Source organism: Streptomyces xinghaiensis S187 (genome assembly GCF_000220705.2).
Lineage (GTDB): Bacteria > Actinomycetota > Actinomycetes > Streptomycetales > Streptomycetaceae > Streptomyces > Streptomyces xinghaiensis.
Map to the genome: position 1 here is coordinate 4,481,859 of NZ_CP023202.1, position 26,728 is coordinate 4,508,586.

A 26,728-nucleotide genomic window follows, 5' to 3' on the forward strand; every position below is an offset into this window, starting at 1 on the left:
AGACTTGTCGACTTACGGGACCCGATTTACCGCGCAGAAGTGATGGTTGGCCCCATCCTGGGCAGCGGACACCCCGGTGGCCGCGTAGCTTGGTGGCCCACGCCTGCCCTCCGCGCGGAGGGCATGACATGTCGGAGCAGTCTTGGCACGCAAGATCGGTAGCCGGTACACCGTCCACCAGATCCTCGGGCGGGGGTCCGCCGGGACGGTGTGGCTGGGCGAGGGGCCCGAGGGCCCGGTCGCCGTCAAACTCCTGCGCGAGGACCTCGCCTCGGACGAGGACCTCGTCGAACGCTTCGTCCAGGAGCGCACCGCGCTCCTCGGTCTCGACCACCCCCGGATCGTCGGCGTCCGCGACCTCGTCGTCGACGGCAACGACCTGGCCCTCGTCATGGACCTGGTGCGCGGCACCGATCTGCGCACCCGCCTCGAACGGGAGCGCCGGCTGGCCCCGGAGGCCGCCGTCGCCATCGCCGCCGACGTGGCCGACGCCCTCGCCGCCGCGCACGCCGCGGGCATCGCGCACCGCGACGTCAAGCCGGAGAACATCCTGCTCGACATGGAGGGCCCGCTCGGCCCGGGCGGTGCCCACCCGGCGCTGCTGACCGACTTCGGCGTCGCCCGGCTCGTCGACTCCCCGGCCCGCACCCGCGCCCTGCGCTCCGGCGCCGGAGCCGCACCGGGCCCCCGCACCGCCCAGGGACCCCGCGCCGGGCAGGCCGGCGCGGCGCGGAACATCATCGGCACCCCCGACTACCTCGCCCCGGAGATCGTCGAGGGCCTGCCGCCCCGCGCGTCCGTCGACATCTACGCCCTGGCGACCGTCCTGTACGAACTGCTGGCCGGTTTCACCCCGTTCGGCGGCGGCCACCCCGGGGCCGTGCTGCGGCGCCACGTGACCGAGACGGTGGCCCCGCTGCCCGGCATCCCCGACGAGCTGTGGCAGCTGCTCGTCCAGTGCCTGGCCAAGTCGCCCGCCTCCCGGCTGCGCGCGGCCGAGCTCGCGGGCCGGCTCCGGGAGCTCCTGCCCGGCCTGGCCGGGCTCCCGCCGCTCGACGTGGACGAGCCGGACGGTGAACGCGCCGGTGACGACCCCGGGGAGGAGGGGGGCGAGCCCTTCCGCTCAATCCCCGAGCAGCCCCGCCGCGGCGCCGTGCCCCTGGTCTACGGCTCCGCGCCCGACTCCGGACGGGACACCCACACCAGCATGCGCGTCCCCACCGAGGACGAACTCGCGGGCGGGGCGCACGGCACCGCGCGGGTGCCCCGCAGGCCGGGCGAGCCCCGGCCCGGTTCGGCCCGCCGCCGGGCGGAGGCCCTGCGCCGGCGCCGGATCCGGCTCGGTGTGGTCGTGGCGGGCCTGGTGGCGGTGGCCGGGCTCGGCGGCTGGCTGGCGGCCTCGGCCGACGGCGCCGTCACCGGCGACGGCCCCCGGCCCGCCGGGGGCGGGGGTACGGAGCACTCGGCGCCCCGGGCCCCGGCCCCCGGCGGGCCCGCCGTACCCGCCGGGGCGGCCCCGGCCACCGGAGCCCCCTGAGCCGCCGCGGGCACCCCCTGCCCGCCTCTGCGTGGTCTCCGGCCGGAAGCCGTTAGGCTGGGGGCGTGGCAGTCGTCGATGTATCCGAAGAGCTGAAGTCCCTCTCCTCGACCATGGAGTCGATCGAGGCCGTCCTGGACCTCGACCGGATGAGGGCCGATATCGCCGAGCTGGAGGAGCAGGCGGCGGCGCAGGACCTCTGGGACGACGTCGAGAACGCGCAGAAGGTCACCAGCAAGCTGTCCTATCTGCAGGGCCAGCTCCGCCGGGCCGAGGAACTCCGCGGCCGGATCGACGACCTCTCCGTCCTCTTCGAGCTGGCCGAGTCGGAGGACGACGCGGACACCCGCGAGGAGGCCGAGAGCGAACTCCGCTCGGTCCGCAAGGCCGTCGAGGAGATGGAGGTCCGCACCCTCCTGTCCGGCGAGTACGACGCCCGTGAGGCGCTGGTCAACATCCGCGCCGAGGCCGGTGGCGTGGACGCCGCCGACTTCGCCGAGCAGTTGCAGCGGATGTATCTGCGCTGGGCCGAGCGGCACGGCTACAAGACCGAGGTCTACGAGACGTCCTACGCCGAAGAGGCCGGGATCAAGTCGACGACCTTCGCCGTCCAGACCCCGTACGCCTACGGCACCCTCTCGGTCGAGCAGGGCACGCACCGCCTGGTGCGCATCTCGCCGTTCGACAACCAGGGCCGCCGGCAGACCTCCTTCGCGGGGGTCGAGGTGCTCCCGGTGGTCGAGCAGACCGACCACATCGACATCGACGAGTCCGACCTGCGCGTCGACGTCTACCGTTCCTCCGGGCCCGGTGGCCAGGGCGTCAACACGACCGACTCCGCGGTCCGGCTGACCCACATCCCGACCGGGATCGTCGTCTCCTGCCAGAACGAGCGCTCGCAGATCCAGAACAAGGCCAGCGCCATGAACGTCCTCCAGGCGAAGCTGCTGGAACGCCGCCGGCAGGAGGAGCAGGCCAAGATGGACGCGCTCAAGGGTGAGGGTTCGGGCTCCTGGGGCAACCAGATGCGCTCCTACGTGCTGCACCCGTACCAGATGGTCAAGGACCTGCGCACGGAGTACGAGGTCGGCAACCCGCAGGCCGTCCTCGACGGCGACATCGACGGCTTCCTGGAGTCCGGCATCCGCTGGCGCAAGCAGCGCGAGAAGTAGCCCGCCGGGCGGCCGCCGCGACCGTTTCCGGGGGCCGTGCGGAGAAAGAATATGAATGCTCAACTGCCGCCTCATGGGCGGCAGTTGCCGTTTTCGTCACAGTCCTGTGCGTGCCCGCGGCGCAAGTGGTCACGCAACGGACATAGCGCGCTCAACGCGCTTGACGCTGCTGTGAATCTTGGGAAGGGTGACGCTCGGCATGCCCATGTCTGGGCGCGGGCGCGAAGGGGGCGGGCGGAACGAGACTCCCGTGTCACTCCTACCCACTACGACCAACAGCCCATGCATGGCTGCTCCACTGACGAGATCAGCTACTGGGGGTAGCAGCTAGATGACAAAGAAGACGCGGTTGCGCGTTGCGCGCATAACCGCCGGCGCGGTGATCGCTGCCGGGGCCTCCCTGACGGCCGCGGGCGCCGCACAGGCCGTCGGCGTGGACGTTCAGATCGGCGGGCTCAGCACCAAGGCGTCCGTGGAAGGGGGGAACGTCGAGGTCGGCATCCAGGGTGACATCACCCCGTCCGATGAGCCCACGGAGATCCCGACCACCCCTCCGACGGATCCTGTGGACCCGCCGACGGACCCGGTCGATCCTCCGACGGATCCTGTGGACCCGCCGACAGACCCGGTCGATCCTCCGACGGACCCTGTGGACCCGCCGACAGACCCGGTCGACCCGCCCACCGATCTGCCGACGGACCCGCCGGCGGAACCGGAGCCCAGCAACCCGGGTAACGGGAACGGCGGTGGCAATGGTGGCGGCAACGGCAACGGGGGTGGCAACGGCACCGGCGGGGGCAACAACCCCGGCCCCGACACCGGCGGCAACGTCGACACCGGCATCGACACCGGCACCGACACCAACAACATCGGCGCGCAGCCGGTCGAGCAGGGCGAGGTCAAGGAGGAGCTGGCCGAGACCGGCGCCTCCGAGACCGCGTTCCTGCTGATCGGTGCCGCGACGATGATCGCCGGTGGCATCGGCTTCCGCTTCCTGCCGCAGATCGTGGCCGGCCGAGGCGGCGCCGCCGCCTGACCGGGCGGTCCACACCGTCACCGGGCACGGCACGCGCCCGTCACAGGGCGTCTGAGAACGGGCCGAGGGCCCCGGAACGCAGCCGGCGTTCCGGGGCCCTCGGCATGCGCGTGGGGGCCGTTCAGAGTGCGTGCGGGCAGAGCCACCGGGAGCGGGCCGGAACGCGGCCGCGGGCCGGAGTCCGGGTCGTCCGGTTACCCGCCCGTCCGGCCGTCTGCTTCGCCCGTCCGCCGCCTACGCGGTCTGGTGCGCCAGCAGGGCCACGGCCACGAGCGTGACCAGCAGGGCGATCAGCGCGGCCGGGGAGAGGCCGGCGAAGAGGCCGTTCTGGTGCTGCAGCCGCTCTCTGCTGGCACGGCAGACGGCGCAGCGCCCCTCGTTCACCGGGCCCGCGCAGTTGGCGCACACCAGTCGGTCGCATGTCATGCGATCTCCTCCTCACTGGGGCCAACGCCCGGGGGAGCGCTTCCGTTCCCCATACCACTGTGCCAGCTTCCCGGCGATCCGGCGCACCGGGAAGCGCACTTGGAAGGGCCCGGAGACCGCCGGTGACGAAGCCGTGCCGCTATTGCCGGGTTTATTCCCGATGGTGCCGTGAATCGGCGCTCATCGGAGGGCGACGACTGCACGACTCCGCCGGGTTCGCGTATGGTCACGCTCACCGGCGGGCGCCGCAGCTGGGCTGTACGGCGTTCCGCGTCCCCTCTCTACAAGGCCGACCGTGGTGCACCCGTGATCCGATTCGACAACGTATCCAAGTCCTACCCCAAGCAGACGAGGCCCGCGCTGCGGGATGTCTCGCTGGAGGTCGAGAAGGGCGAGTTCGTCTTCCTCGTGGGCTCCTCAGGCTCGGGCAAGTCCACCTTCCTGCGGCTGCTGCTCCGCGAGGAGCGGGCGACCCATGGCTCGGTGCACGTCCTGGGCAAGGACCTGGCACGGCTCTCCAACTGGAAGGTGCCGCAGATGCGGCGCCAGTTGGGCACCGTCTTCCAGGACTTCCGGCTGCTCCCCAACAAGACGGTCGGGGAGAACGTCGCCTTCGCCCTCGAAGTGATCGGCAAGCCGCGGGCGCAGATCCGCAAGACGGTCCCCGAGGTGCTGGACCTGGTCGGGCTGGGCGGCAAGGACGACCGGATGCCGGGCGAGCTCTCCGGCGGTGAGCAGCAGCGGGTGGCCATCGCCCGGGCGTTCGTCAACCGCCCGATGCTGCTGATCGCGGACGAGCCGACGGGCAACCTCGACCCGCAGACCTCGGTCGGCATCATGAAGCTGCTGGACCGGATCAACCGGACCGGTACGACCGTGGTGATGGCGACCCACGACCAGCAGATCGTCGACCAGATGCGCAAGCGCGTCATCGAGCTCGAGAAGGGCCGGCTGGTGCGCGACCAGTCGCGCGGTGTCTACGGCTACGCGCACTGAGTGACCACACCGTAGCCGCGGGCCACACCCTGAAAGGACATCATGCGCGCCCAGTTCGTCCTGTCGGAGATCAGCGTCGGTCTCCGTCGCAATCTCACGATGACCTTCGCCGTCATCGTCTCCGTCGCCCTCTCGCTCGGCCTGTTCGGCGCCTCCCTGCTCATGCGGGACCAGGTCGACACGATGAAGGGCTACTGGTACGACAAGGTCAACGTCTCGATCTTCCTCTGCAACAAGAACGACGCGGAGAGCGACCCGAACTGCGCCAAGGGCGCGGTCACGGCGGACCAGAAGAAGGAGATCGAGGCCGAGCTGCAGAGGATGCCGGTCGTCGACACCGTCCACCACGAGTCGAGCGACCAGGCGTACAAGCACTACAAGGAGCAGTTCGGCGACTCCCCGCTGGCCTCCTCGCTCACCCCGGACCAGATGCAGGAGTCGTACCGGGTCAAGCTGAAGGACCCGGAGAAGTACCAGGTCATCAAGAGCGCCTTCTCGGCCCGTCCCGGTGTGCAGGCGGTGGAGGACCAACGGGATGTGCTCGACAACCTCTTCAATCTGCTGAACGGCATGAACATCGCGGCACTCGTCGTGATGGCGCTGATGCTGATCGTGGCGCTGATGCTGATCGTCAACACGGTGCGGGTCTCGGCGTTCAGCCGGCGCCGGGAGACCGGCATCATGCGGCTGGTCGGGGCGTCGAGCTTCTACATCCAGATGCCGTTCATCATGGAGGCCGCCATCGCGGGCCTCATCGGCGCCGTCTTCGCCTGCGTGCTGCTGGTGTTCGGGAAGTTCTTCCTCGTCAACAACTGGCTGGCGGAGCGGATCGACCTCATCAACTTCATCGGCTGGGACGTGGTGCTCGCCAAGCTGCCGCTGGTGCTGGCGATCGGCCTTCTCATGCCCGCGATCGCCGCTTTCTTCGCTCTGCGCAAGTACCTCAAGGTGTGATGTTCGTCCAAGGCGCCGTACGGCCAACTCCCCGTACGGCGCTTCGGCGTCGCCTAGACTCACCGGCATGTCGGGCTCGTCGATGTTCGTCCCGCCCCGCCGCCTCCGCCGCGGGGCCGCCCTGACCTTGGTCCTCGGCAGTGTCCTCGTCACCGGCGGCGTCTCCGGCATCTGGCAGGACGACACCCGGGAGCACGTGTCCGTACGGGCCGATTCGGTCGCCGGCACGGCCGGTGAGGGGCCCGACGAGGCCGCCGTCGCCGAGGCGGCGGCCGCGGCCATGGCCGCGGGCGAGTCCGGGACCGACGCCGCCGAGGAGGTCGTCAGCCGCAGCGGCGACCGCTGGTCGGCCGTCTACAGCGCCGGGGAGTACGAGGGCCTGCGGCAGAGCCTGGACGGCTGGTACGTCGGAGTCGGCATCTGGGTGCGGCACGACGCCGAGGGACGGATCGAGGTGGCGCGGGCCCTGCCCGGCAGCCCCGCCGACCGCGCCGGCATCAGACCCGGCGACGGGCTCCGCGCCATCGACGGCGAGAAGACCGGCGGGCAGCCCGTCACCGAGGTCGTCGCCCTGCTCCGCGGCGACGACCGGGGCGCCGGGGAGGGCACCTCCGTCGAACTGGACCTGGAGCGCGGCGAACGCCGCTGGCGGGAGACCCTGACCCGGACCAGACTGGCCGCGGAGAGCGTCACCGCCCGGACCGCGGCGGACGGCACGACCCTGATCGAGGTCGGCTCCTTCACCAAGGGATCCGGCGAGGAGGTCGTCCGCGCGGTGCGGAAGGCCCGCGACGGCGCGGGTGTGCTGCTCGACCTGCGGGGCAACCCCGGCGGACTGGTCGGCGAGGCGGTGACCGCGGCCTCCGCCTTCCTCGACGGCGGCCTCGTCGCCACCTACGACGTGCACGGGGAGCAGCGGGCCCTGCACGCGGAGGAGGGCGGCGCCGGCAGCGGGGTGCCGCTGGTCGTCCTGGTGGACGGCGGCACCATGAGCTCGGCCGAGCTGCTGGCCGGCGCGCTGCAGGACCGGGGCCGGGCGGTCGTCGTCGGGACGGAGACCTTCGGCAAGGGCTCCGTGCAGATGCCCGAGGAGCTGCCGGACGGCTCGGTGGCCGAGCTGACCGTGGGCCACTACCGCACCCCCTCCGGGCGGTCCGTGGACGGCGAGGGGATCACCCCCGACCTGGTGGCCCGGGAGGGCGCCGAGGAGCGGGCCCGGACGGTATTGACTGGCCTCGCGGGTGGCTCGTAGTGCGAGAATGGCCGCGCTATGGCAAAAACCAACAAGGCTAAAGAGAAGGCCAAGGAGTCGGGCCGCAAACTGGTCGCGCAGAACAAGAAGGCGCGGCACGACTACACCATCCTGGACACCTACGAGTGCGGTCTGGTGCTGACCGGCACCGAGGTCAAGTCCCTGCGGCAGGGCCGCGCCTCCCTGGTGGACGGCTTCGTCCAGCTGGACGGAGGGGAGGCCTGGCTGCACAACGTGCACATCCCCGAGTACACCCAGGGCACCTGGACCAACCACGCGGCACGGCGGAAGCGGAAGCTGCTGCTGCACCGCGAGGAGATCGACAAGCTGGAGCGCAAGTCGCAGGAGAGCGGGCACACCATCGTCCCGCTGCAGCTGTACTTCAAGGAGGGCCGGGCCAAGGTCGAGATCGCGCTGGCCAAGGGCAAGAAGGAGTACGACAAGCGGCAGACGCTGCGCGAGAAGCAGGACCGGCGCGAGGCGGACCGGGCGATCTCGGCGGTGCGGCGGCGCCAGCGGGCCTGAGACCCGGCGGGGGTTCCGGCGGAGGTTCTGGCGGAGGTTCCGGCGGGCGTGACGGCCGGGGTGCGAGGACGCCGGCGGGCCCGGGGCGGCCGCGGGTGGCGCGGGTCACGCTCTCCCGGCGCCGGGCGGGAATGATCTGGCTCCCGCGTCGGTTGTTGACGTACGATGGACCACAGCGCCACCCGGGTGTTCCGCACCGGGTGTGCTTGTCAAATCAACATGGGGATGATCGGTTTCGACAGCGGATGTCGAAGCAGGGGAAGCGAGCCGAGGAAGCGGCAATGATCTCGTAAACCATATGTCGCAAAAAATAATCGCCAACACCAAGCGCGATTCCTTCGCCCTCGCTGCCTGATTTAACAGACAGCGACTCTGCGGAGTGTCAGCCCGGGCTTGATCCCGTCCCGGAACCTGGCATCAGCTAGGGATCTAAACCACCGGCCCCGGCCACGGGGGCCGGTGGGAAATCAAACAGTGGCTGAGCCCGTCGGAGACTTGTTCGCGTGATCTCCGGGGCCGAGAAAATCGCAGCGAACTGCGCTCGGAGAAGCCCTGTTTCCGCACCGTTGGACGCGGGTTCGATTCCCGCCATCTCCACCATCCCATGCGCCGAAGGCCCCGCTGATCCAGCGGGGCCTTCGGCGTTGTACGGGCGCGGTACGGGCCGGTGCCACGCGCCGTGCGCGCGGTGTCAGCCGGGCGCGGAGGCCGTCTCCGTCCGGGCGTCCAGCTCCTGGTGCGGCCGGGACTGCCACAGCGCCCACTCGGCACTGATGTCCCCGGCGGTGCGCAGCAGGAGCGGCAGATGCTCCCGCAGCAGCTTCTCGGTCGAGGTCTCGGCGGCGTGCACGGTGACGTTCATGGCGGCCCGGACGGTCCCGGTGCCGTCCCGCACGGGGACGGCGACGGAGCGGACCCCCGGAGCCAGCTCCTCGTCCGCCAGCGCCCAGCCGCGGGCGCGCACCTCGGTGAGCTCCTCGTGCAGCCGCTCCGGCGTGCTCCGGTCGTTCCCTCCCGGCAGGCCGGAGCGGCTGGGCAGGGCCAGCGCGGCCGCCAGCTCGGCGGGGGAGAGGGCGGCGAGCAGCACCTTCCCCTGAGAGGTCCGGAGGGCGGGGAACCGGGTGCCGATCTCCACCCGCAGGGCGATGATCTTGGGTACGGAGACCCGGGCCACGTAGACGATGTCCGAGCCGTCCAGCTGGGCCATGGACGAGGACTCGCCGGTGCGGGCGACCAGCGACTCCATGTGCGGCCGCGCGATGTCCCAGAGGCCGAGGGCTCCCACATAGGCCATGCCCAGCGTGAGCACCTTGGGGGTCAGCTGGAAGGCGCTGCCGGAGGACCGGACGAAGCCGAGCTCCTCCAGCGTCAGCAGCAGCCGGCGGGCGGTCGGCCGGGCGAGCCCGGCCGCGGTGGCCACCTCGGTCAGGGACATGCTGCGGTGGTCGGTGTCGAAGGCGGCCAGCACGTCCAGCCCGCGGGCCAGGGACTCGACGAAGTCCGGCCCCGCCCCTCGTCCAGCCATCTCCCTGCCTCCCGTGATCGTGTGGTCCGCGGTGCCCGGCTGGGCGACCGCCCGTCCCGGGGGAGCCTACGGCCTCGGCGGGACGGTACGGGCATCCGGTGGCGGCCGCCGGGGCCGCTCAGCCACCGGAATACGGCTCACCGAACACGGTGCCCCGGGCGCCGTGCGTGGAGTCCGACTTGTACGCGGTGTACTGGTACGGGTTGTCCAGCACCTCGTCGTCCGGCAGGTCGGGGTCCATGCCGGCGGCCCACGCCTCCTCGCCCAGCGCCGACCGCAGATGCTCCACGGTCGCCTCGGCGGTGCGCCGCACGGCCGGCAGATCGGCGCCGACCAGCCGGTGCGCGTACTTCACCACCCGGCCGTCGACCAGCACGGTGTGCACATCGCCGCGCTGCGCCTGGAACACCACGTGCCCGTAGGGGTTGAGCAGCGGGAACGAGACCGGTGAGGCGTCGTTCCGGATCAGCACGATGTCGGCCTTCGCCCCCGGTTCCAGCCGGCCCAGGTCGTCCCGGCCCAGGGCGCGGGCGCCGCCCCGGGTCGCCCAGTCGACCACCTGCTCGGCCCGCAGATGGACATGGGTCACCGTGTCGCCGCGCGTATGGGCCTCCAGATGCTCGCGCGACCGGTCGGCGCCGAGCGTGGTGCGCATCGCGGTGAAGAGGTCGCCGCTCCACCACACGCTGGTGTCCATTGACAACGACACCGGAATGCCGTGCCGGCGGACCTGCCAGGTGGGCGGGTAGCCCTGGCCGGCGCTCTGCTCGGATTCGGTGGAGACGGACACGGAACCGCCGGTGGCGGCGATCCGGTGGTAGGAGTCGGCGGTGAGCGTCGCCGCGTGGACGTAGACGGTCTCCGGGGTCATGAAGCCGTTCTCGTGCATCAGGCGGATGCCCGCGTCGTCGGTGGCCCCCCAGACCCCCGCGTGGGTGGTGACCGGTAGTCCGAGCTCGCGGGCGGCCTCGAAGGCGGCCTTCTCCGGGAAGGCGGGATCGCCCGTGACGTCGAAGGCGAGCTGGAAGCCGAGGAGGTCGCCCTTCCCGGTGCGGCTCCGGTCGAGGAAGGACCGGACGGCGGGGTCGGCGGTCCACTCCCACGGCGCCGCGTGGATGTTGCCGTAGGCGAGGACGAACCGGCCGGGGACCGCCCGGAGGGCGTCGACGGCGGCCTCCGCGTGGTCCACGGTCCGCAGGCCGTGGGACCAGTCGACCGTGGTGGTGACCCCCGCCTCCAGCGCTTCCCAGGCGGAGAGCAGGTTGCCGGCGTACACGTCCTCCGGTCGGAAGGCCCTGCCGTGCTCCAGGTAGTACCAGACGAAGTACTGCGTCAGCGTCCAGTCGGCGCCGTAGCCGCGCATGGCGGTCTGCCACATGTGCCGGTGGGTGTCGATCATGCCCGGCATGACGATGCCCCCGCGGGCGTCGATCTCCCAGCAGCCCTCGGGGACGTCGAGGCCCCGGCCGACCGCGGCGACGCGATCGTCCACGACCAGGACGTCCGCGCCGGTCAGAACGGTGCGGGCGTCGTCCATGGTCAGCACGGTTCCGCCGCGGAACACCACCGGCCGGCCGGCCGCCGGCACCTGGGCTTCGGGGTGGGACATCTCATCCTCCACAGGGTCGGCCGGGGTGGCGGACGACTGTCCGTATGCCGGTCGCGTACTTGGTGCGGCCACTGTGGAACGGCTCGTGGGGCCTGTCAAGAGTCCGGCACCGCGGGCTACCCGTTCGCGTGAGTCCCTTGACAGCCCCACGGGGCCGCGCCGAGACTGGGCCGGAGTCCAGCGGACGAGTGTCCGTGCAGCGGACAAGCGGAATCGGACGCGCCATACGCCGAAGATCGGAGAACAGCCGTGCCCGGTACAGAGCCCCGCCGCGGCCCCCTCTCGGGGCTGCTGGTGGCCGACTTCTCCCGGATCCTCGCCGGCCCCTACGCGACGATGCTCCTGGCCGACCTCGGCGCGGAGGTGGTCAAGGTCGAGGCCCCCGGCGGCGACGACACCCGGTCCTGGCAGCCGCCGGTCCGGAACGGCGTCTCGACGTACTACCTGGGGATCAACCGCAACAAGCGCTCCGTCGTGCTCGACCTCAAGGACCCCGGTGACCTCGCGGCGGCCCGCGAACTCGCCCGGCGCGCCGATGTGTTCGTCGAGAACTTCAAGCCCGGTGGCCTGGCCCGCTTCGGACTGGACTACGACACGGTCGCCGCCGGCAACCCGGCCGTCGTCTACGCCTCGATCAGCGGCTTCGGCAGCGGCCCGGAAGGCGCCGCCCTGCCCGGCTACGACCTGATCGTCCAGGCCATCTCCGGCCTGATGAGCCTCACCGGTGACCCGGACGGCCCGCCGTTCCGCGCGGGCATCTCCGTCTTCGACGTGATGGCGGGGCTGCACGCCACCATCGGTGTGCTGTCAGCCCTGCACGCCCGCCGTGACAGCGGCCGCGGCCAGCACGTGGAGGTCAATCTGCTGTCCTCGGCCCTGTCGGGGCTGGTCAACCAGACCAGCGCCCATGTCGCCGGGGGCGTCGTCCCGCACCGGATGGGCAACAGCCATCCCAGCCTCTTCCCCTACGAACCGCTGCCCTGCTCGGACGGCGACCTGATCGTCACGGCCGGGAACAACGGCCAGTTCCGCCGGCTGGCCGAGGTCCTCGGCGTCCCGGAGCTCGCCGACGACCCGCGGTTCGGCCGCAACGAGGACCGCACGGCCAACCGGGCGGAGCTCCGCCCCCTGCTGGTGGAACGGCTCCGCACCCGTACCCGGATGGAGTGGTTCCGCGACATCATCGCGGCCGGTGTCCCCTGCGGGCCGATCAACACCATCGCCGGCGGTGTGGAATTCGCGCGCGAGGTCGGGCTCGACCCGGTCGTGACGGCCGGCGAGGGCCCGGACGCCGTCCCCTCCGTACGGAACCCGATCACCTTCTCCGGGACACCGCCCGAGTACCGGCTGCCGCCGCCGTCCCTCGACGAGCACGGCGCCGAGATCCGCCGCTGGCTGTCCGCACCGGCCGGCGCGGCCGCCCCCGACGAGGAGTCCCCCGCATGACCGGCACCGACGGTGTCCCCGCCTTCCCGACCTCCCTCGGTACCTCCACGGCCGATGAGATCCGGCTCCTGGGGGAGGACCTCTCCGCCGACCTCATGGGCAAGGTGGGCTTTGGCGAACTCGCCTTCTGGCTGGTCGCGCTGCGCCGGCCCACACCCTCGGAGACACGGGTCTTCGAAGCGGTGCTGGTCGCCCTCGCCGACCACGGGTTCACCCCCACGGCGATCGCCGCCCGGCTGACCTATCTCTCGGCCCCGGACTCGTTGCAGGGGGCGATCGCGGCCGGGCTGCTGGGCGGCGGCTCGCGGTTCCTCGGCGTCACCGAGGACTGCGGCGGCTATCTGCGCGACGTCCTCGACCGGCAGGAGGGCCCGCTCCCCGGGGACGACGCCGGCTGGGACGCCCTCGCCCTCGCCGCCGTCACCCGGACCAGGGAAGCGGGGCAGTACGTTCCCGGCCTGGGACACCCTGTCCACAAGACGCGGGACCCGCGGACCCCGGTGCTGATCGGCATCGCGGAGGAGGAGGGGCTGCGCGGGCCCCACCTGCGGCTCTTCGAGGCCATCGGCCGGGTCCACGAGCAGGTGCTCGGCCGCAGGCTTCCGCTGAACGGCGCCGGGGTGTGCGGCGCGGCACTGGCCGATCTGGGGCTGCCGGTGGAGCTGCTGCGCGGCTTCGCCCTGCTGGCCAGGGCCGCCGGCCTGCTCGGGCAGATAGCCGAGGAACGCCGCCGCCCCATCGGCATGGACGCCTACCTCACCGTCGACCGCAACGCGGTCTACACCGCCCCCTCCGCCGATTCCGGCCCCGACCCGTCGCGCTGAGCCGCCCCGACCCCGAGGAGTACGCCCATGGCCACCGTCGCCGCGGTGATCGCCTCCACCCACCACCCCTTCTACTACCGGGCCAGTACGGCCACCGGCGACGACCGGCCGCCGTTCGCCGACGCCTGGGTCGCCAAGATCGAGGCGTTCCGGGAGACCCTGACCAGGGCACGGCCCGATGTCCTGGTGATGGTGGGCAGCGACCACTTCCACCAGTTGTGGCTGGACAACATGCCGCAGTTCCTGGTGGGCAAGGCACCGTTCTTTGACGCCAACTTCCACAACGAGGAGCGGGAGTTCGGGCTGCCGCGGATGACGCTGCGCGGGGAGGAGCGGCTGGCCGCCCACATTCTCCGCAAGGGCCTGGACGCCGACTTCGACCTGGCGTTCAGCAACGAACTGCGCATCGACCACAGCATCACCTGCCCGATCATCACCCTGCGCCCGCAGGCGGATCTGCCGATCGTCCCGATCTACACCAACATCTTCGCGCCACCGCTGCCGCAGCCCAGACGCTTCGTGCAACTGGGCCGCACCCTGCGCCGGCTGGTGGAGTCCTGGCCCGAGGACAAGCGGGTGGCGATCATCGGCACCGGCCACCTCTCGCTGGAACTGGGCGGCCCCCGCCAGTTCGGCGAGCACGGCCCGGACCCGGAGTTCGACCGGAAGGCGGTCGAGTGGATCGCCAACAGCGACATCGAGGGCTGCCTGTCGGAAGTGACCCTCGACAGTCTCCACCATCCGGGCAACGCCACCCACGGGTTCATGGACTTCATGCTGATGATGGGCGTGGCCGGCGAGGGCGCCAAGGCCGATCACGTCGACACCCTCGACCTCTTTCACACGATGGAGGCGTACTTCACCTGGTATCCGAACGGAGTCCCGGCATGAGCAAGTACCTGCTCGACAAGTTCCTCTACACCGTCGACCGCGACCCCGAACTGGTGGAGCGCTACCGCGAGGATCCCGCCGGGCTGGTGACCTGGTGGGAGGGGGAGATGGCGGGCAAGCTGCTCAACTGCGTCCCGGACGAGCGGACCACGTGGCTGGCGTTCACCGAGGAGGAGCGCCGGGCGCTGCGCGAGCACGATCACGTGGCCCTCTTCGAGATGGGCGCGCACCCCTTTCTGACCCTCACCCTCTTCATCGCGATGTTCGAGCGCGACCACGAGCCGCTGGAGTACCAGAAGGCCTATGGCCGGGCCATGCGGCACATCTCCCTGCCCTACCCGGACATAGCCACCTGATCCGGTGGGCGGGGCCGGCGCGCGGTACGGCGCTCACACCCGGCGCAGCCGGGGGAGTCCGGCCAGAGCGGCCAGCAGCGCCAGGGTCCCGGCCGCGACCGGGGCCCAGTAGGCGCCGGGGGCGCCCCACCGTTCGACGAACTGCCCGCCCGCCGCCGCGCCCGCCGCGATGCCGGTCAGCAGGCCGGTGTAGGCGGTGGTCATGCCCTCGTTGAGCCGGCCGTCCGGGACGAGGCGCTGGACCAGCGACATCCCGGTGACCATCGTGGGGGCCGTGGCCATGCCCGCCACGAACAGCAGCACGGCCAGCAGTGGCAGGCTCCCGGCGGCCGTCAGCGGCAGTGTGCAGACCGTCATCGCCGCCACCCCCGCGGCCAGCCGCACGGCGGGGGACCCCGACAGCCGGAGCGCGCCGAAGGCCAGCCCCGCCACCCCGGAGCCGGCCGCCTGGAGTGCCAGGACGAGACCGGCGGCCGCCGAGCCACCGCCGAGCGTCTGCACGGCCGCGACCGTGGCGACCTCCAGGGAGCCGAAGAGGGCGCCGGTCGCCGCGAACACGAGGAGGAGGGCAGGGAAGCCGGGCGCCCGCAGCGGGCCCCGGGACATGCCGGACGTCCGCTTCCGCACGGGCGGCTCGGTGCCGCGCCGGCCGGCGAAGAGCAGCATGCCGCCGGTGAGGAGAACGGCGGCGGCCAGCAGCCCGGCCTCCGGGAACACCGCCGTGCACAGCACCATCGCGAGCGCGGGGCCGAGCATGAAGCACAGCTCGTCGACGACCTGCTCGAAGGAGTTGGCCGTGTGCCGGGCCTCGGCATCGTCCCCGTGCAGGGCCGCCCACCGGGCCCGGGTCATCGAACCCACGCTCGGAATACCGGCGTTGCCTACGCAGCACAGGAACAGCGCCCAGGCCGGGGCGTCGTACCGGACGCACAGCAGCATCGCGGCCGTCCCCAGGGCGAAGACGAGGGTGGCGGGCACGGCGACCCTCGTCTGCCCGAGCCGGTCCACCAGCCGCCCGAGCAGGGGGCCGGTGACGGCCGTGACGGTGACGTTGACCGCGGAGACGGCACCGGCCAGGGCGTAGGAGTCCCGGACGAGGGCCAGCATGACGACCGTGGAGACCCCGAGCATGGAGGTGGCCAGCCGTCCGGGGAACGCCGCGAGCGTGAAGGCGAGCGCCCCGGAGGGGGCGAAGAGACGCCGGTACGGGGAGAGCGGCCCGGACCGTCCTCCGCTCCTCCGCACCGGCGCGCCGGGATGGCCGGGGCCAGGGCCGGAGCCGCCGCCCCGAACCCCAGCGCCGACGCCCGCCCGGCCGGGGCCCGCCGCGGCCCCACTCGCCGCCCCGCCCGTCCCGGCCCCGCCCGTACCGACCTCCCCCGTCCCGCCATCGCCATCCCCGGCGGTTTCCGGGCCCTCGGCTTCGCCGGTCCGCACCGTGGCACCGGCCGGAACGGTACGGGCCCGGGGCATGGGAGGGACGCCCGGCCGGGACGCCGTCCGGCGGGGCACCACGGGGCGCGAGGCGAGGAAGAGGATCACCCCGTCACGGTGGCGCCCGGCGTCCGCCGGGGTCCAACACTTTCTCGCTCGCATTCACGCACCCGCGTTGTCAAACTGTGCGGATGCCCCGGGACACCGACCCCCGCCTGCTGCGCGCCTTCGCCGCCGTCGCCGACGAGTTGCACTTCACCCGCGCCGCGGCCCGGCTCTATGTCGCCCAGCAGGCGCTCAGCCGCGACATCCGGCGACTGGAAACCGTGCTCGGCACCGAACTCTTCGTCCGCACCACGCGCAGCGTCGAACTGACGGCCGCGGGGAAGCGCCTGCTGCCGTACGCGCGGCGCGTGCTGGAGGCCCACGACGACCTGATCGCCGCCTGCGCCGAGGCGGAGGCGGACCGGCCGCTGCTCGTCGACATCGGGGAGCGGGTGTCGACCGGCAATCTGGTCCTGGAGGAGGCCCGCCGGATCGCACCGGCCGCCGGCCCGGAGTTCTATGCGTCCTGCCACGCGGGGCTCACCGGTGCCGCGGCCGATCTCCTCGCGGGCCGGCTCGACGTGTCCTTCGGCCGGATCGCCGGCCTCGACCCGGCCGTCCGCGCCCGTCTGGCCCATCTGCCCGTGCGGTACGAGCCGATGGCCGTGGTGCTGCCCGCGGCCCACCGGCTCGCGGCACTGCCGGCGGTCCCGCTCGACGCGCTCGCCGGTGAGGCCGTCTACGCGGCGGCGGGCAACGACGAGACCGCCGAGTGGACCGGTCTCGCCGAGCGGCTCTTCGCCGGCCGGGGCATCGCCGTCGCGCCGCCGCTGCCGCCGATCCAGGGCCGGGACGAGTTCACCCGCGTGATGGGCAAACTGGGCCGGCCCGTCCTCGCGACCTCCCAGTTCATCGAGATGCCCGGCATGGTGCTGCGGCCGCTCACGGACCCCGTGCCGCTGTCACCGGTCGCGATGGTGTGGCGCCGTGGAATCCGTCACCCGGGACTGGGTTTTCTGCGGACGGCGGCGGCAGCGCTCGCAGCCGGACACGCGTGGCTCGTCAAGCCGGTCGGGTCGTGGCTCCCGGACGAGGACGAAGCCGTCATGTCCCGCTGACCGGCCGTCCCCGGCTCCGGCCCACCGGGCGGGCGGCGGCCCGCACCCACCGCCGGGGCGCGGCCGCCGGCGCTCACACGGAGCGTGACCGCCGGGTGAGAGCAAGGTTGCGTGACGGTCACCTGACGCCACGGCCGTGAAACGCGCCGTCCCTAGCGTCGGACGCACGGAGCCGGCTCGACCCGGCCCGGTTCCCGAAACCTGTGGAGGCGTGATGACTGCCGCGACGACCGCGCACAAGGGAGGCCGCTGGATCGAGCGGTGGGACCCCGAGAACGAGCAGTTCTGGGAGGCGGAGGGGAAGCACATCGCCAAACGGAACCTGATCTTCTCGGTGATGTCCGAGCACATCGGGTTCTCGGTGTGGAGCATGTTCTCCGTCCTCGCCCTGTTCATGGGGCCCGAGTACGGCGTCGACCCGGCCGGGAAGTTCTTCCTGGTGGCGGTCGCGAGCCTGGTCGGCGCCACGCTGCGGGTGCCCTACGGCTTCGCGGTCGCCCGGTTCGGCGGCCGCAACTGGACGATCTTCAGCGCGGCGATGCTGCTCGTGCCCACCATCGCGCTGCTGATCGTCATGGAGCCCGGCACCTCGTACTCGACCTTCATGCTGGTCGCGGTGCTCACCGGGGTCGGCGGCGCCAACTTCGCCTCCTCGATGACCAACATCAACAGCTTCTACCCGCTGCGCCTCAAGGGCTGGGCGCTGGGGATGAACGCGGGCGGCGGCAACATCGGCGTCGCCGTGGTCCAGCTCCTGGGCCTGCTGATCATCGCGATCGCCGGCGCGGCCAACCCGCGCGTCCTGCTCGGCGTCTACATTCCGCTGATCATCGCGGCCACCGTGTGCAGCGCGCTCTACATGAACAACCTCGGCCCGGTGAAGAACGACGGCGGAGCGGCCAGGGAAGCTGTCAAGGACCGTCACACCTGGATCATGTCCTTCCTTTACATCGGCACCTTCGGCTCCTTCATCGGCTACAGCTTCGCCTTCGGGCTCGTGCTCACCGCCCAGTTCGGCCGCACGCCCCTGCAGGCCGCCTCGCTGACCTTCATCGGCCCTCTGCTCGGCTCGCTGATCCGCCCGGTCGGCGGGAAGCTGGCGGACCGGCTCGGCGGCGCCCGGGTCACCCTGGTGAACTTCGCGCTGATGACGGCGGCGGTCGGCGTGGTCGTCACCGCCTCGTTCCAGGCGTCGCTGCCCCTGTTCATCGGCGGATTCATCGTCCTGTTCGTCCTCACCGGCATCGGCAACGGCTCCACCTACAAGATGATCCCGGGCATCTACCGGGCCAAGGCCACGGCCAAGGGCCTCACCGGCGAGGCGGCGGACGTCTACGCCCGGCGGCTGTCCGGTGCCTCCATGTCGCTGATCGGCGCCATCGGCGCGTTCGGCGGCCTCGGCATCAACCTCGCCCTGCGCCAGTCCTTCCTCACCTCGCAGTCCGGCACCACGGCCTTCGTCTTCTTCCTCGGCTACTACGTGGTGTGTTCCGCCGTGACCTGGGCCGTATACCTCCGCAGGCCGGCGGCCGCCGCGGAGCCGGCCGGCCACGCGGAGCGGCCGCAGCGGCAGCCCGTCTACGCCGAGGTGTGAGCCCGGTGCGCGCGGTCCGGCGAGAGCCCCGGGCCGCGCGCACCGCCGTCCCCGCGTAACACCGGGGAAATCCCGCCGAACCGGCAAGGACACCGGGGCTTGGGAAGATGGGGGTACGGCCCGGCCGGCCGCCGCGCGCGGACGGACCGGCCGGCGGAGGCCCCGCCCAGGCCGACCGGACCGAGCAGGAACCCCCAGCTGAGCGAGGCAGACCCCATGCAGGACCCGACCCCGCAGCCCTCACCGCCGGCCCCCGGCCGCCCGGGCGGCCCGGAGCCGGACGCACCCGGGCCCGCCCCCACGGCCGGCGGCGCCGCCCCGCCCCAGGCACCGCCGGGCTCCCCGCCCGCCCCCGGCCCGCTGGCCGGTTTCACCGTCGGCATCACCGCCGCCCGGCGCGCCGAGGAACTGGGCGCGCTGCTGGAGCGCCGGGGCGCCACCGTGCTGCACGCCCCCGCCATCCGCATCGTGCCGCTGCCGGACGACACCGAACTGCTCGCCGCCACCAAGGACCTGATCGCCGACGCCCCGGACATCGTCGTCGCCACCACGGCCATCGGCTTCCGCGGCTGGATCGAGGCCGCCGACGGCTGGGGGCTCGGCGAGGAGCTGACCGCACGGCTGCGCGGGGTGGAACTCCTCGCCCGCGGGCCCAAGGTGCGCGGCGCCATCCGCGCCGCCGGGCTGACCGAGAGCTGGTCGCCGGCCTCGGAATCGATGGCGGAGGTCCTGGACCGGCTGCTCGCCGAGGGCGTCGCGGACCGCCGGCTGGCCGTACAACTGCACGGCGAGCCGCTGCCCGGCTTCGTGGAGGCGCTGCGCGAGGCGGGCGCCGAGGTCGTCGGCGTGCCCGTCTACCGCTGGCTCCCGCCGGAGGACATCGGTCCCGTCGACCGGCTGCTGGACGCCACGGTCGCCCGCTCCCTGGACGCCGTCACCTTCACCAGCGCGCCCGCCGCCGCCGGACTGCTCGAACGCGCCCGCGACCGGGGCCTGCTGGAGCCGCTGCTGGAGGCGCTCCGCCACGACGTGCTGGCCGCCTGTGTGGGCCCGGTGACGGCGATGCCGCTGCTGGAGCACGGCATCCAGGCCGTGCGCCCGGAACGCTTCCGGCTCGGCCCGCTGGTGCAGCTGCTCTGCCGGGAACTCCCGGCCCGGGCCGGTGTGCTGCCGGTCGCGGGCCACCGGCTCGACATCCGGGGGCACGCCGCCCTGGTCGACGGCGAGCTGCGCGCCGTGCCGCCCGCGGGCATGGCGCTGCTGCGGGCGCTGGCCCGCCGCCCGGGCTGGGTGGTCTCCCGGGCCGAACTGCTGCGTGCGCTGCCGGGGGCGGGCCGCGACGAGCACGCCGTGGAGACGGCGATGGCACGGCTCCGTACGGCGCTGGGCACGCCCAAGCTGATCCAGACGGTGGTCAAGCGGGGCTACCGGCTGGCGCTGGACACCGCGTCCGACTCCAAGTACGCCGAGAACGAAGGCCCTTGACCCTCGGGCCGGGGCCCTCGGCCTTCGGGACGGCCCGGTGACGGAGGGCGGCCGCGTTCTAAGCTCGGGCCATGTCGCATCAGCAGCCACCCGCCGGTCCGCCGGACCACCACCAGGGGCAGGGATACGGCCAGGGCCACGTTCCGCCGGTCCCGCCCGCACCCGGGGCCGCGTCGCCGTATCCCGGCGGCCCCGCGCCGTATCCGCAGAGCCCGCCCGCCGGATACGGCCCCGTCCCCGGGCCGCCGCCGGGTTACCCGGAGCAGCCCGGTCATCCGGGGTACCCCGGCTACCCGGCTCAGCCGTACGCCCCCGTGCCCGTGACCATGCCCGGCGTGCTCCGCGCCGCCCAGGTGATCCTCTTCGTCGCCATGGGCCTGGCGGTCGTCGGCGTCGTGGTGGTCTCGTCGCTCCGGGGCGCCGAGGCCTCGGGCCGGATGATCGGCTCGGTCCTCCCCCTCATCGGCGCCTTCATCTGCGCGCTCCGCTTCAACAGCGGGGGCGGCGGAGTGCGGATCACCGCCATCGTCTTCACGTCGCTGATGATCCTGTTCGGTCTGGGACAGGCCGGGAACGGCGATCCGAGCGGTCTGGGCTGGGCGCTGTTCTTCGCCACCCCCGTGCTGGTGCTGCTCTGCCTGCGGCCCTCCAGCGCCTGGTTCGACCGCCCCCGGCAGTACGGCTGACGACCGTCCCGCGCCGGGGCGCGGCCGGCCCCGGCGCACCGGTCGCCCGTACCCGCCCCCGCTCCCGTACGGGGCTCCGGAGCGGCCGCGGCCCGCCGCCCGTCCGATGGGTCCCGTCGCACGCCTGTGCTTGAGGGCCCCGGGCGGGCACTCTGGGGGGAGGACATCCCCCCACTGTGCGCACGCGGCGCACGGCACGCTCCGAAGGAGTGACCGGACCATGGCGGCGGCGGCCTCCGGCGACCCGAGATTCGACACCGGCCGGCTCTGTCTCGATCTGGTGGCCACGGCCGCCGGGCCTCCGCGCGGACCGGGGGAGCGGGTGGAGCCGGCGGAGCTCCTCGACGGGCCCGAGCGGCTGGGGGTCTGGCTGGTCCGGTCCGGGCTGGTCCCGCCGGGCACCGCGCTCGCCGCCGACCACGACTGGCTCGACCGGTTCCGCGAGCTGCGCGAGCTCCTCCGCCGCCTGGTCCGCGCCCAGTTGGACGCCCAGTCGGACGGCGCTCCGGCGGACCCGGCCGGAACCCCCGGCCCCGGCCCCGCCCTCACCTCTTCCCTCGGTTCGGACCTGGACCGGCTGAACGCCCTCGCCGCCCCCGCGCCCTGCGTCATCCGCGCCGTACCCGGCCGGGACGGCACCCTCGTCCGTGCCCTCGCCGGGGGCCCCGGCTGCGCGGCACTCCTCTCCGATGTCGCGCGCGACGCCATACGGCTGCTCACCGACCCCGTGGCCCGGGGCCGGCTGCGCGAGTGCGAGGGCGACTCCTGCTCCCGGGTCTATCTCGACACCTCCCGGGGCCGCCGCCGGCGCTGGTGTTCCAGCGAGATCTGCGGAAACCGGGAGCGGGTCGCCCGCCACCGCCGCCGCTCGACGGCCCGGACGTCCCGGCCGTCCGCCGTGACCCGGTCCTCCTCCCCGCCGGCCGCCACCGCCACCGCCACCAACGCCACGGCATCCGGACAGAGTTGACCAACTCCCCCCGAAACGGCCGCGCTTCGGCGGGCATCCTGCCCGCGCCCGCCGCCGGCGAAAGTTTTTCCGCCGGGGTTTGAGCAGCCCCGCCGCGGCCTCCGTAACTGTGGGAGAAGCGCAGGCCGGACGGGGGCGGCCGGAGAAAGCGGAAGGCCCGCTCAGCGCTTCGGCGGAGAACTCCCGGGGGGAGAGACGTCACGTGCGCACCACAAGTCGCCAGGGGTTGCCGGGGAAAGCCGGGATCGCCGTGCTCGCGCCCAGGGCGACGGGGTGCGACGCGGAACGACAAGGACGGCTATGAAAGCGGCGACATTGGAAGCTCCTCGGACCACTGATCGGTCCCCCACGCAGGTGGTCCGAGGACTGGGCGGGGTCCCGTCGCAGACGAGGGCTGCGGGTCCCCGCCCGACCGACGGGCAGTTCGAGGCAGTTGGCGTAGGCATTTCCCCTGAACAAGCTCTCGACCGGGAGGTCCGGGTGCGCAAGGATGCGGCCGTGTCCCAAGATCGTCCTTCCAGGACCCGGCACCGCGCCGAGCGATCCCGCTCCGACGAGCCGGTGCCCGACGAAGAGCTGATGCGCGTCATCTACCGTGAGCACGCCGGCCCGTTGCTCGCGTATGTCCTCCGGCTGGTGGCGGGCGACCGCCACCGTGCCGAGGACGTCGTCCAGGAGACGCTGGTACGGGCCTGGAAGAATGTGCACCGCCTCAACCGGGCCACGGGTTCGGTGCGGCCCTGGCTGGTCACCGTGGCCAGGCGTATTGTCATCGACGGTCACCGGAGCCGGCAGGCCCGTCCGCAGGAGGTCGATCCGGCTCCTCTGGAAGTCATGCCCGCGGAGGACGAGATAGACAAGGCACTCTGGCTCATGACGCTCTCCGACGCTCTGGGCGACCTCAGCGACGCGCATCGCGAAGTACTTGTCGAGACCTACTTCAAGGGCCGTACCGTGAACGAGGCAGCCGAGACCCTCGGCATACCGAGCGGGACCGTGCGGTCCCGTGTCTTCTACGCGCTGCGCTCCATGAAGCTCGCACTCGAAGAACGAGGAGTTAGGGCATGACAGCGCCGCCCGAGCGCAATTCGGAGCACGAGGCCGTCGGCGCCTACGCCCTGGGCATTCTTGACCCGGGGGAAGCCGAGCGCTTCGAGCTGCACCTGGCGGGGTGCAACTACTGCGCCGCGCAGCTCGACGAGTTCATGGGGATCGAGCCGCTGCTCGCCCGGCTCGCCGAGACGCCGGCCGCCGTCCCCGACCCCGCCGTCCTGCACACCAAGCCGAGCCCCCAGGTCCTGCCGAAGCTGCTCGGCGAGGTCAACGCCCACCGCCGGAAGATCCGCCGGCGCGGCCGCTACATGCTCGCCGCGGCCGCGGCCCTCGTCCTCGGTGGTCCGCCGGTCGCGGTCTGGGCCACGGCGGGCGGTTCCGACGGCGGCTCCGGCAACCCGCCGGTGCAGGCCGCTTCGGCCGAGGCCGTCTGGCAGGCGATGGACACCAAGGTCTCCGGCACGGACCCGGGCAGCAAGGTCGCGGCCACGGTCGCGACCGCGCAGAAGCCGCACGGCACCAACGTCGTTCTGGAGCTGAAGAACGTCAAGGGCCCGGAGAAGTGCAGCCTGTTCGTGATCTCCAAGAACGGCAACGAGGAGGTCGTCAGCTCCTGGTCGGTGCCGAAGTGGGGTTACGGCATCCCGGACAGCCCCGACCCCAAGGGGAAGGACCCGCTCTACGTCTACGGCGGTTCCGCCATGTCCACGAACGAGATCGATCACTTCGAGGTCCGCACCTTCGACGGGGAACGGCTGGTCACGGTCAAGAACTGACCGGCCTCCCCGCGCCACCCCCCACACCCGCCCCACCCCCCACACCCCGCCCCCCGTTTCCCACGGCCCCCCAGCCGTTCCCCTCCCGCTCCCGCCCGGCTCCCGGCGTCCCCCGCCGCCCTCCCCGTCCGCACCCGCGCGGACCACTCGGAGATCCAGGTGCGCGGAGCACCCCCTTCGCGTACGGTTGACGGCTGCCCAGCACGTCAGAAGGGGGCCCGGGTGGCCGCGCACGAAGCCACGGTCGATTCGGTACGGGACCGCGAGACCGGTGTCGAACAGGATCACCTCGACCAGGTGTACCGAAGGCTGGAAGAGAAGATCCACGAAGCCGAGTTCCTGATGGCCGACGCCGCCCGCCGCGGCCAGGTCGGCACCCCCGGCGCACTGGCCGAACGGGACGCCCAGGTCTTCCGCGCCGGCCTCCATCTCAACCGGCTCAACAGCGAGTTCGAGGACTTCCTCTTCGGCCGCATCGACCTGCTGGAGGGCAAGGACGGGGAACGCGGCCCGGACGGCGCCTTCACCTCCGTCGCACCCGCCGACGGCGCCGTGCGCACCGGCGAGGACGGCCGGACGTACGCCGAGATCGCCGAGACCCTCCACATCGGCCGGATCGGCGTCCTGGACGCCGACTACACCCCGCTCGTCATCGACTGGCGGGCCCCCGCGGCCGCCCCCTTCTACCGGGCCACGCCCGTGGACCCGGGCCGGGTGGTGCGCCGCCGGGTGATCCGCAGCAAGGGGCGCAGGGTGCTCGGCGTCGAGGACGACCTGCTCCGCCCGGAGATGACCGCGACCCTCGGCGGCGAGGAGCTGGCGGTGGTGGGCGACGGCGCGCTGATGGCCGCCCTGGGACGGGCCCGCAGCCACACCATGCGGGACATCGTCTCCTCGATCCAGGCCGAGCAGGACAAGGTCATCCGGGCGCCCGCCGCCTCCGTCACCGAGGTCGGCGGCGGTCCCGGCACCGGCAAGACGGCCGTCGCGCTGCACCGCGCCGCGTACCTGCTCTACCAGGACCGCAGACGCTACGCCGGCGGCATCCTCGTGGTCAGCCCCACCCCGCTGCTGGTCGCCTACACCGAGGGCGTGCTGCCGTCGCTGGGCGAGGAGGGCCAGGTGGCGATCCGCGCGCTGGGCTCCCTGGTCGACGGGGCCGAGGCCACGGTCTACGACGAACCGGCCGTCGCCCGCGTCAAGGGCTCGGCGCGGATGCAGGCCGTGCTCCGCCGCGCGGCCCGCGGCGCCCTGGAACCGGCCCGCCCGGATTCGACCCCCGGCGGCCGCGGGGGCCGCCCCGGCGGCCAGCTGTCGTTCGACGACCCGGAGGCCGGACCGGACGGCGCGGAACCCGCGGAACCCGCGGGCGCGGCGGCCGGCCGGCTGCGCGTCGTCGCCTTCGGGGCCCGCGTCGAACTGGGCCCGCAGGAGCTGCGGGAGATCCGGCGCACCGCCCTCGGCGCCACCACCCCCGTGAACCTGCTCCGCCCGCGCGCCCGCCGGCTGCTGCTGGACGCGCTGTGGGCGAAGTCCGGCGCCGCCGGGCGGCACAGCGGCGACCCGGCGCTGGCGGCCGAGGCCCGCGAGGCGTTCGACGAGGACATCTCCGGCGAGCCGGAGTTCCACGCCTTTCTCGGCGCCTGGTGGCCCGAGCTCACCCCGCGCGGTGTGCTGGCCGCGATGGCCGACGAGCGGCGGCTGGGCCGCTGGGCCCGGCGCGTCCTCCAGCCCGGCGAGGTCCGGCGGCTGGCCCGCTCGCTCAAGCGGCTGGGCCCGGACGGCCGGGGCCCCCTCTCCGTCCACGACGTGGCCCTCCTGGACGAGCTGCAAACGCTGCTGGGCACCCCGTCCCGGCCGCGGAAACGCGAGCTGGACCCGCTGGAGCAGCTCACCGGCCTGGAGGAGGTCACCACCTTCGCCGACCGCTCCGCCCGCCGCCGCTCGGACCGGGCCGTGGAGGAGCGTGCCGAGTACGCGCACGTCATCGTCGACGAGGCGCAGGACCTCACGCCCATGCAGTGGCGCATGGTGGGCCGCCGCGGCCGGCACGCCACCTGGACGGTCGTCGGCGACCCGGCGCAGTCCTCCTGGTCCGACCCGGAGGAGGCGGCCGGGGCGCGGGACGAGGCGCTGGGCAGCCGGCCGCGCCGGCGGTTCACGCTCACCGTCAACTACCGCAATCCGGCGGAGGTCGCCGAGGTGGCGGCGAAGGTGCTGGCGCTGGCGATGCCGGGCATGGAGCCCCCGGAGGCGGTCCGCTCCACCGGTCTCGTACCGCGTTTCGCCGTGGCGGGCGGTGATCTGGGCGCCGCCGTCCGTGCGGAGGCGCGGCGGCTGCTGGCGGAGGTGGAGGGCACGGTCGGTGTCGTCGTCGCCATGGACCGCCGCGAGGAGGCCAGGGCCTGGCTGGCCGGGCTGGGCGAGCGGGTGGTGGCGCTGGGCAGCCTGGAGGCGAAGGGGCTGGAGTACGACGCGACGCTGGTGGTCTCGCCGGCCGGGATCGCCGACGAGTCCCCGGCCGGGCTGCGGGTGCTGTACGTGGCCCTGACCCGGGCCACCCAGCGGCTCACGGTGCTCTCGGCGGAGCGGGACGCTCCGGACGCGGACGGGGTCCCCGACCTGCTGCGGGAGTGACCGGGAGTGACGCGGCGGCCCCGGGGAGGGGGCGCGGGCGGGCGGTGCCGGAGTGCCGCCCGGCGGCCGGGGAGCGGTCCGGAAAAAGCCGTGGCCGGAGGGAATGGCCCGAGCCGGGGGGAGTGTTACCTTGGATGTGGCACCGGCTCGATCCAAGCCCCCGGGCCCAACCATAGTCGCTTCGAGCGACCACTTGCCGCGAGGCGAGCATGGCGGGCCGGTGTCGCACACTTCCGTTCGCAGGGCGTCTCTCCTCCCCGGAGAGGCGCCCTTCGGCGTCCCCGGCGGAAGGACCGGGCACGGTTCTCCGGCACGGGCCTCCCGGCGGGTGCGGTGCCGGCCACGGACCCCGCGCCGACCACATCGTGGAATAATCATTCC

23 protein-coding genes and 1 other RNA gene are annotated in these 26,728 nt (G+C 73.0%); 20 read left to right on the forward strand and 4 right to left on the reverse strand.

The window, feature by feature from the left end:
• Positions 1-142 precede the first annotated feature (142 nt).
• The 3 genes from SXIN_RS19165 to SXIN_RS19175 all read left to right on the forward strand — a co-directional run bounded on the left by SXIN_RS19165 (position 143) and on the right by SXIN_RS19175 (position 3,745).
• Positions 143-1,537: a serine/threonine-protein kinase gene (locus tag SXIN_RS19165; RefSeq protein ID WP_095757269.1), complete on the forward strand. Its 1,395-nt coding sequence runs from the start codon at positions 143-145 to the stop codon at positions 1,535-1,537.
• A 65-nt stretch (positions 1,538-1,602) separates the two neighbouring features.
• Positions 1,603-2,709 carry a peptide chain release factor 2 gene (gene prfB / locus SXIN_RS19170; RefSeq protein ID WP_019711628.1) on the forward strand — a complete coding sequence of 369 codons (1,107 nt, stop codon included), beginning with the start codon at positions 1,603-1,605 and terminating at the stop codon, positions 2,707-2,709.
• 331 nt (positions 2,710-3,040) lie between these two features.
• On the forward strand, positions 3,041-3,745 hold the full coding sequence (locus SXIN_RS19175; protein ID WP_039824231.1) for a hypothetical protein: 705 nt from the start codon (positions 3,041-3,043) through the stop codon (positions 3,743-3,745).
• Between the two features lie 234 nt (positions 3,746-3,979).
• On the opposite strand, the gene SXIN_RS19180 is transcribed toward SXIN_RS19175, so the two are convergent.
• Positions 3,980-4,171: a hypothetical protein gene (locus SXIN_RS19180; RefSeq protein ID WP_019711626.1), complete on the reverse strand. Its 192-nt coding sequence runs from the start codon at positions 4,169-4,171 to the stop codon at positions 3,980-3,982.
• Between the two features lie 306 nt (positions 4,172-4,477).
• On the opposite strand from SXIN_RS19180, the gene ftsE reads away from it, so the two are divergent.
• From ftsE to ssrA, 5 genes are all read left to right on the forward strand, one after another.
• Positions 4,478-5,167: a cell division ATP-binding protein FtsE gene (gene ftsE / locus SXIN_RS19185; RefSeq protein WP_039824235.1), complete on the forward strand. Its 690-nt coding sequence runs from the start codon at positions 4,478-4,480 to the stop codon at positions 5,165-5,167.
• 42 nt (positions 5,168-5,209) lie between these two features.
• A complete protein-coding gene (ftsX, locus tag SXIN_RS19190; RefSeq protein ID WP_019711624.1) occupies positions 5,210-6,121 on the forward strand; it encodes a permease-like cell division protein FtsX in 912 nt (303 codons plus the stop codon).
• Between the two features lie 67 nt (positions 6,122-6,188).
• Entirely contained in the window at positions 6,189-7,373 is a 1,185-nt protein-coding gene (locus SXIN_RS19195) for a S41 family peptidase (protein ID WP_039824228.1), read from the forward strand.
• Between the two features lie 18 nt (positions 7,374-7,391).
• Complete coding sequence (gene smpB / locus SXIN_RS19200) at positions 7,392-7,898, forward strand: SsrA-binding protein SmpB (RefSeq protein WP_019711622.1); 507 nt, start codon at positions 7,392-7,394, stop codon at positions 7,896-7,898.
• Between the two features lie 221 nt (positions 7,899-8,119).
• Positions 8,120-8,498, forward strand: a transfer-messenger RNA (tmRNA) gene (gene ssrA, locus SXIN_RS19210).
• Between the two features lie 91 nt (positions 8,499-8,589).
• Here the strand turns inward: ssrA and SXIN_RS19215 are convergent.
• Complete coding sequence (locus SXIN_RS19215) at positions 8,590-9,423, reverse strand: IclR family transcriptional regulator domain-containing protein (RefSeq protein ID WP_019711621.1); 834 nt, start codon at positions 9,421-9,423, stop codon at positions 8,590-8,592.
• 118 nt (positions 9,424-9,541) lie between these two features.
• Positions 9,542-11,032 (reverse strand): amidohydrolase family protein, encoded by a 1,491-nt coding sequence (locus SXIN_RS19220; RefSeq protein ID WP_019711620.1) that lies wholly within the window; start codon positions 11,030-11,032, stop codon positions 9,542-9,544.
• Positions 11,033-11,281: 249 nt separating this feature from the next.
• Between SXIN_RS19220 and SXIN_RS19225 the strand changes: the two genes are divergently transcribed.
• Genes SXIN_RS19225 through SXIN_RS19240 form a run of 4 tightly spaced genes read left to right on the forward strand, consistent with a single transcriptional unit; the run spans position 11,282 to position 14,549 of the window.
• Positions 11,282-12,478, forward strand: coding sequence for a CaiB/BaiF CoA transferase family protein (locus SXIN_RS19225; RefSeq protein ID WP_019711619.1), 1,197 nt, complete (start codon positions 11,282-11,284; stop codon positions 12,476-12,478).
• On the forward strand, positions 12,475-13,302 hold the full coding sequence (locus SXIN_RS19230; protein WP_019711618.1) for a citryl-CoA lyase: 828 nt from the start codon (positions 12,475-12,477) through the stop codon (positions 13,300-13,302). The genes SXIN_RS19225 and SXIN_RS19230 overlap by 4 nt, the downstream gene beginning before the upstream one ends.
• A 27-nt stretch (positions 13,303-13,329) precedes the next feature.
• Complete coding sequence (locus SXIN_RS19235) at positions 13,330-14,193, forward strand: DODA-type extradiol aromatic ring-opening family dioxygenase (protein WP_019711617.1); 864 nt, start codon at positions 13,330-13,332, stop codon at positions 14,191-14,193.
• Positions 14,190-14,549, forward strand: coding sequence for a hypothetical protein (locus SXIN_RS19240; RefSeq protein WP_019711616.1), 360 nt, complete (start codon positions 14,190-14,192; stop codon positions 14,547-14,549). Before SXIN_RS19235 ends, SXIN_RS19240 begins: the two co-directional genes overlap by 4 nt.
• A 33-nt stretch (positions 14,550-14,582) precedes the next feature.
• Here SXIN_RS19240 and SXIN_RS19245 read toward each other — a convergent pair whose 3' ends face one another.
• Positions 14,583-15,794 carry an MFS transporter gene (locus tag SXIN_RS19245; protein ID WP_095757270.1) on the reverse strand — a complete coding sequence of 404 codons (1,212 nt, stop codon included), beginning with the start codon at positions 15,792-15,794 and terminating at the stop codon, positions 14,583-14,585.
• Positions 15,795-16,174: 380 nt separating this feature from the next.
• Here SXIN_RS19245 and SXIN_RS19250 point away from each other — a divergent pair, with 380 nt between their 5' ends.
• From SXIN_RS19250 to SXIN_RS19285, 8 genes are all read left to right on the forward strand, one after another.
• Complete coding sequence (locus SXIN_RS19250) at positions 16,175-17,146, forward strand: LysR family transcriptional regulator (protein WP_019711614.1); 972 nt, start codon at positions 16,175-16,177, stop codon at positions 17,144-17,146.
• Between the two features lie 214 nt (positions 17,147-17,360).
• The gene (locus SXIN_RS19255) at positions 17,361-18,740 is read left to right on the forward strand and encodes a nitrate/nitrite transporter (RefSeq protein WP_019711613.1); all 1,380 of its coding nucleotides are present in this window, start codon (positions 17,361-17,363) and stop codon (positions 18,738-18,740) included.
• 216 nt (positions 18,741-18,956) lie between these two features.
• Positions 18,957-20,225: a uroporphyrinogen-III synthase gene (locus tag SXIN_RS19260; RefSeq protein ID WP_095757271.1), complete on the forward strand. Its 1,269-nt coding sequence runs from the start codon at positions 18,957-18,959 to the stop codon at positions 20,223-20,225.
• Positions 20,226-20,296: 71 nt separating this feature from the next.
• Entirely contained in the window at positions 20,297-20,911 is a 615-nt protein-coding gene (locus tag SXIN_RS19265) for a hypothetical protein (RefSeq protein WP_019706553.1), read from the forward strand.
• A 220-nt stretch (positions 20,912-21,131) separates the two neighbouring features.
• The gene (locus SXIN_RS19270; RefSeq protein WP_019711612.1) at positions 21,132-21,881 is read left to right on the forward strand and encodes a CGNR zinc finger domain-containing protein; all 750 of its coding nucleotides are present in this window, start codon (positions 21,132-21,134) and stop codon (positions 21,879-21,881) included.
• A 480-nt stretch (positions 21,882-22,361) separates the two neighbouring features.
• Positions 22,362-22,949 (forward strand): sigma-70 family RNA polymerase sigma factor, encoded by a 588-nt coding sequence (locus SXIN_RS19275; protein ID WP_030549204.1) that lies wholly within the window; start codon positions 22,362-22,364, stop codon positions 22,947-22,949.
• A complete protein-coding gene (locus tag SXIN_RS19280) occupies positions 22,946-23,710 on the forward strand; it encodes an anti-sigma factor family protein (protein WP_019711610.1) in 765 nt (254 codons plus the stop codon). Before SXIN_RS19275 ends, SXIN_RS19280 begins: the two co-directional genes overlap by 4 nt.
• 222 nt (positions 23,711-23,932) lie before the next feature.
• Entirely contained in the window at positions 23,933-26,347 is a 2,415-nt protein-coding gene (locus SXIN_RS19285) for a HelD family protein (RefSeq protein WP_095757273.1), read from the forward strand.
• The last annotated feature ends 381 nt before the right edge of the window (positions 26,348-26,728 follow it).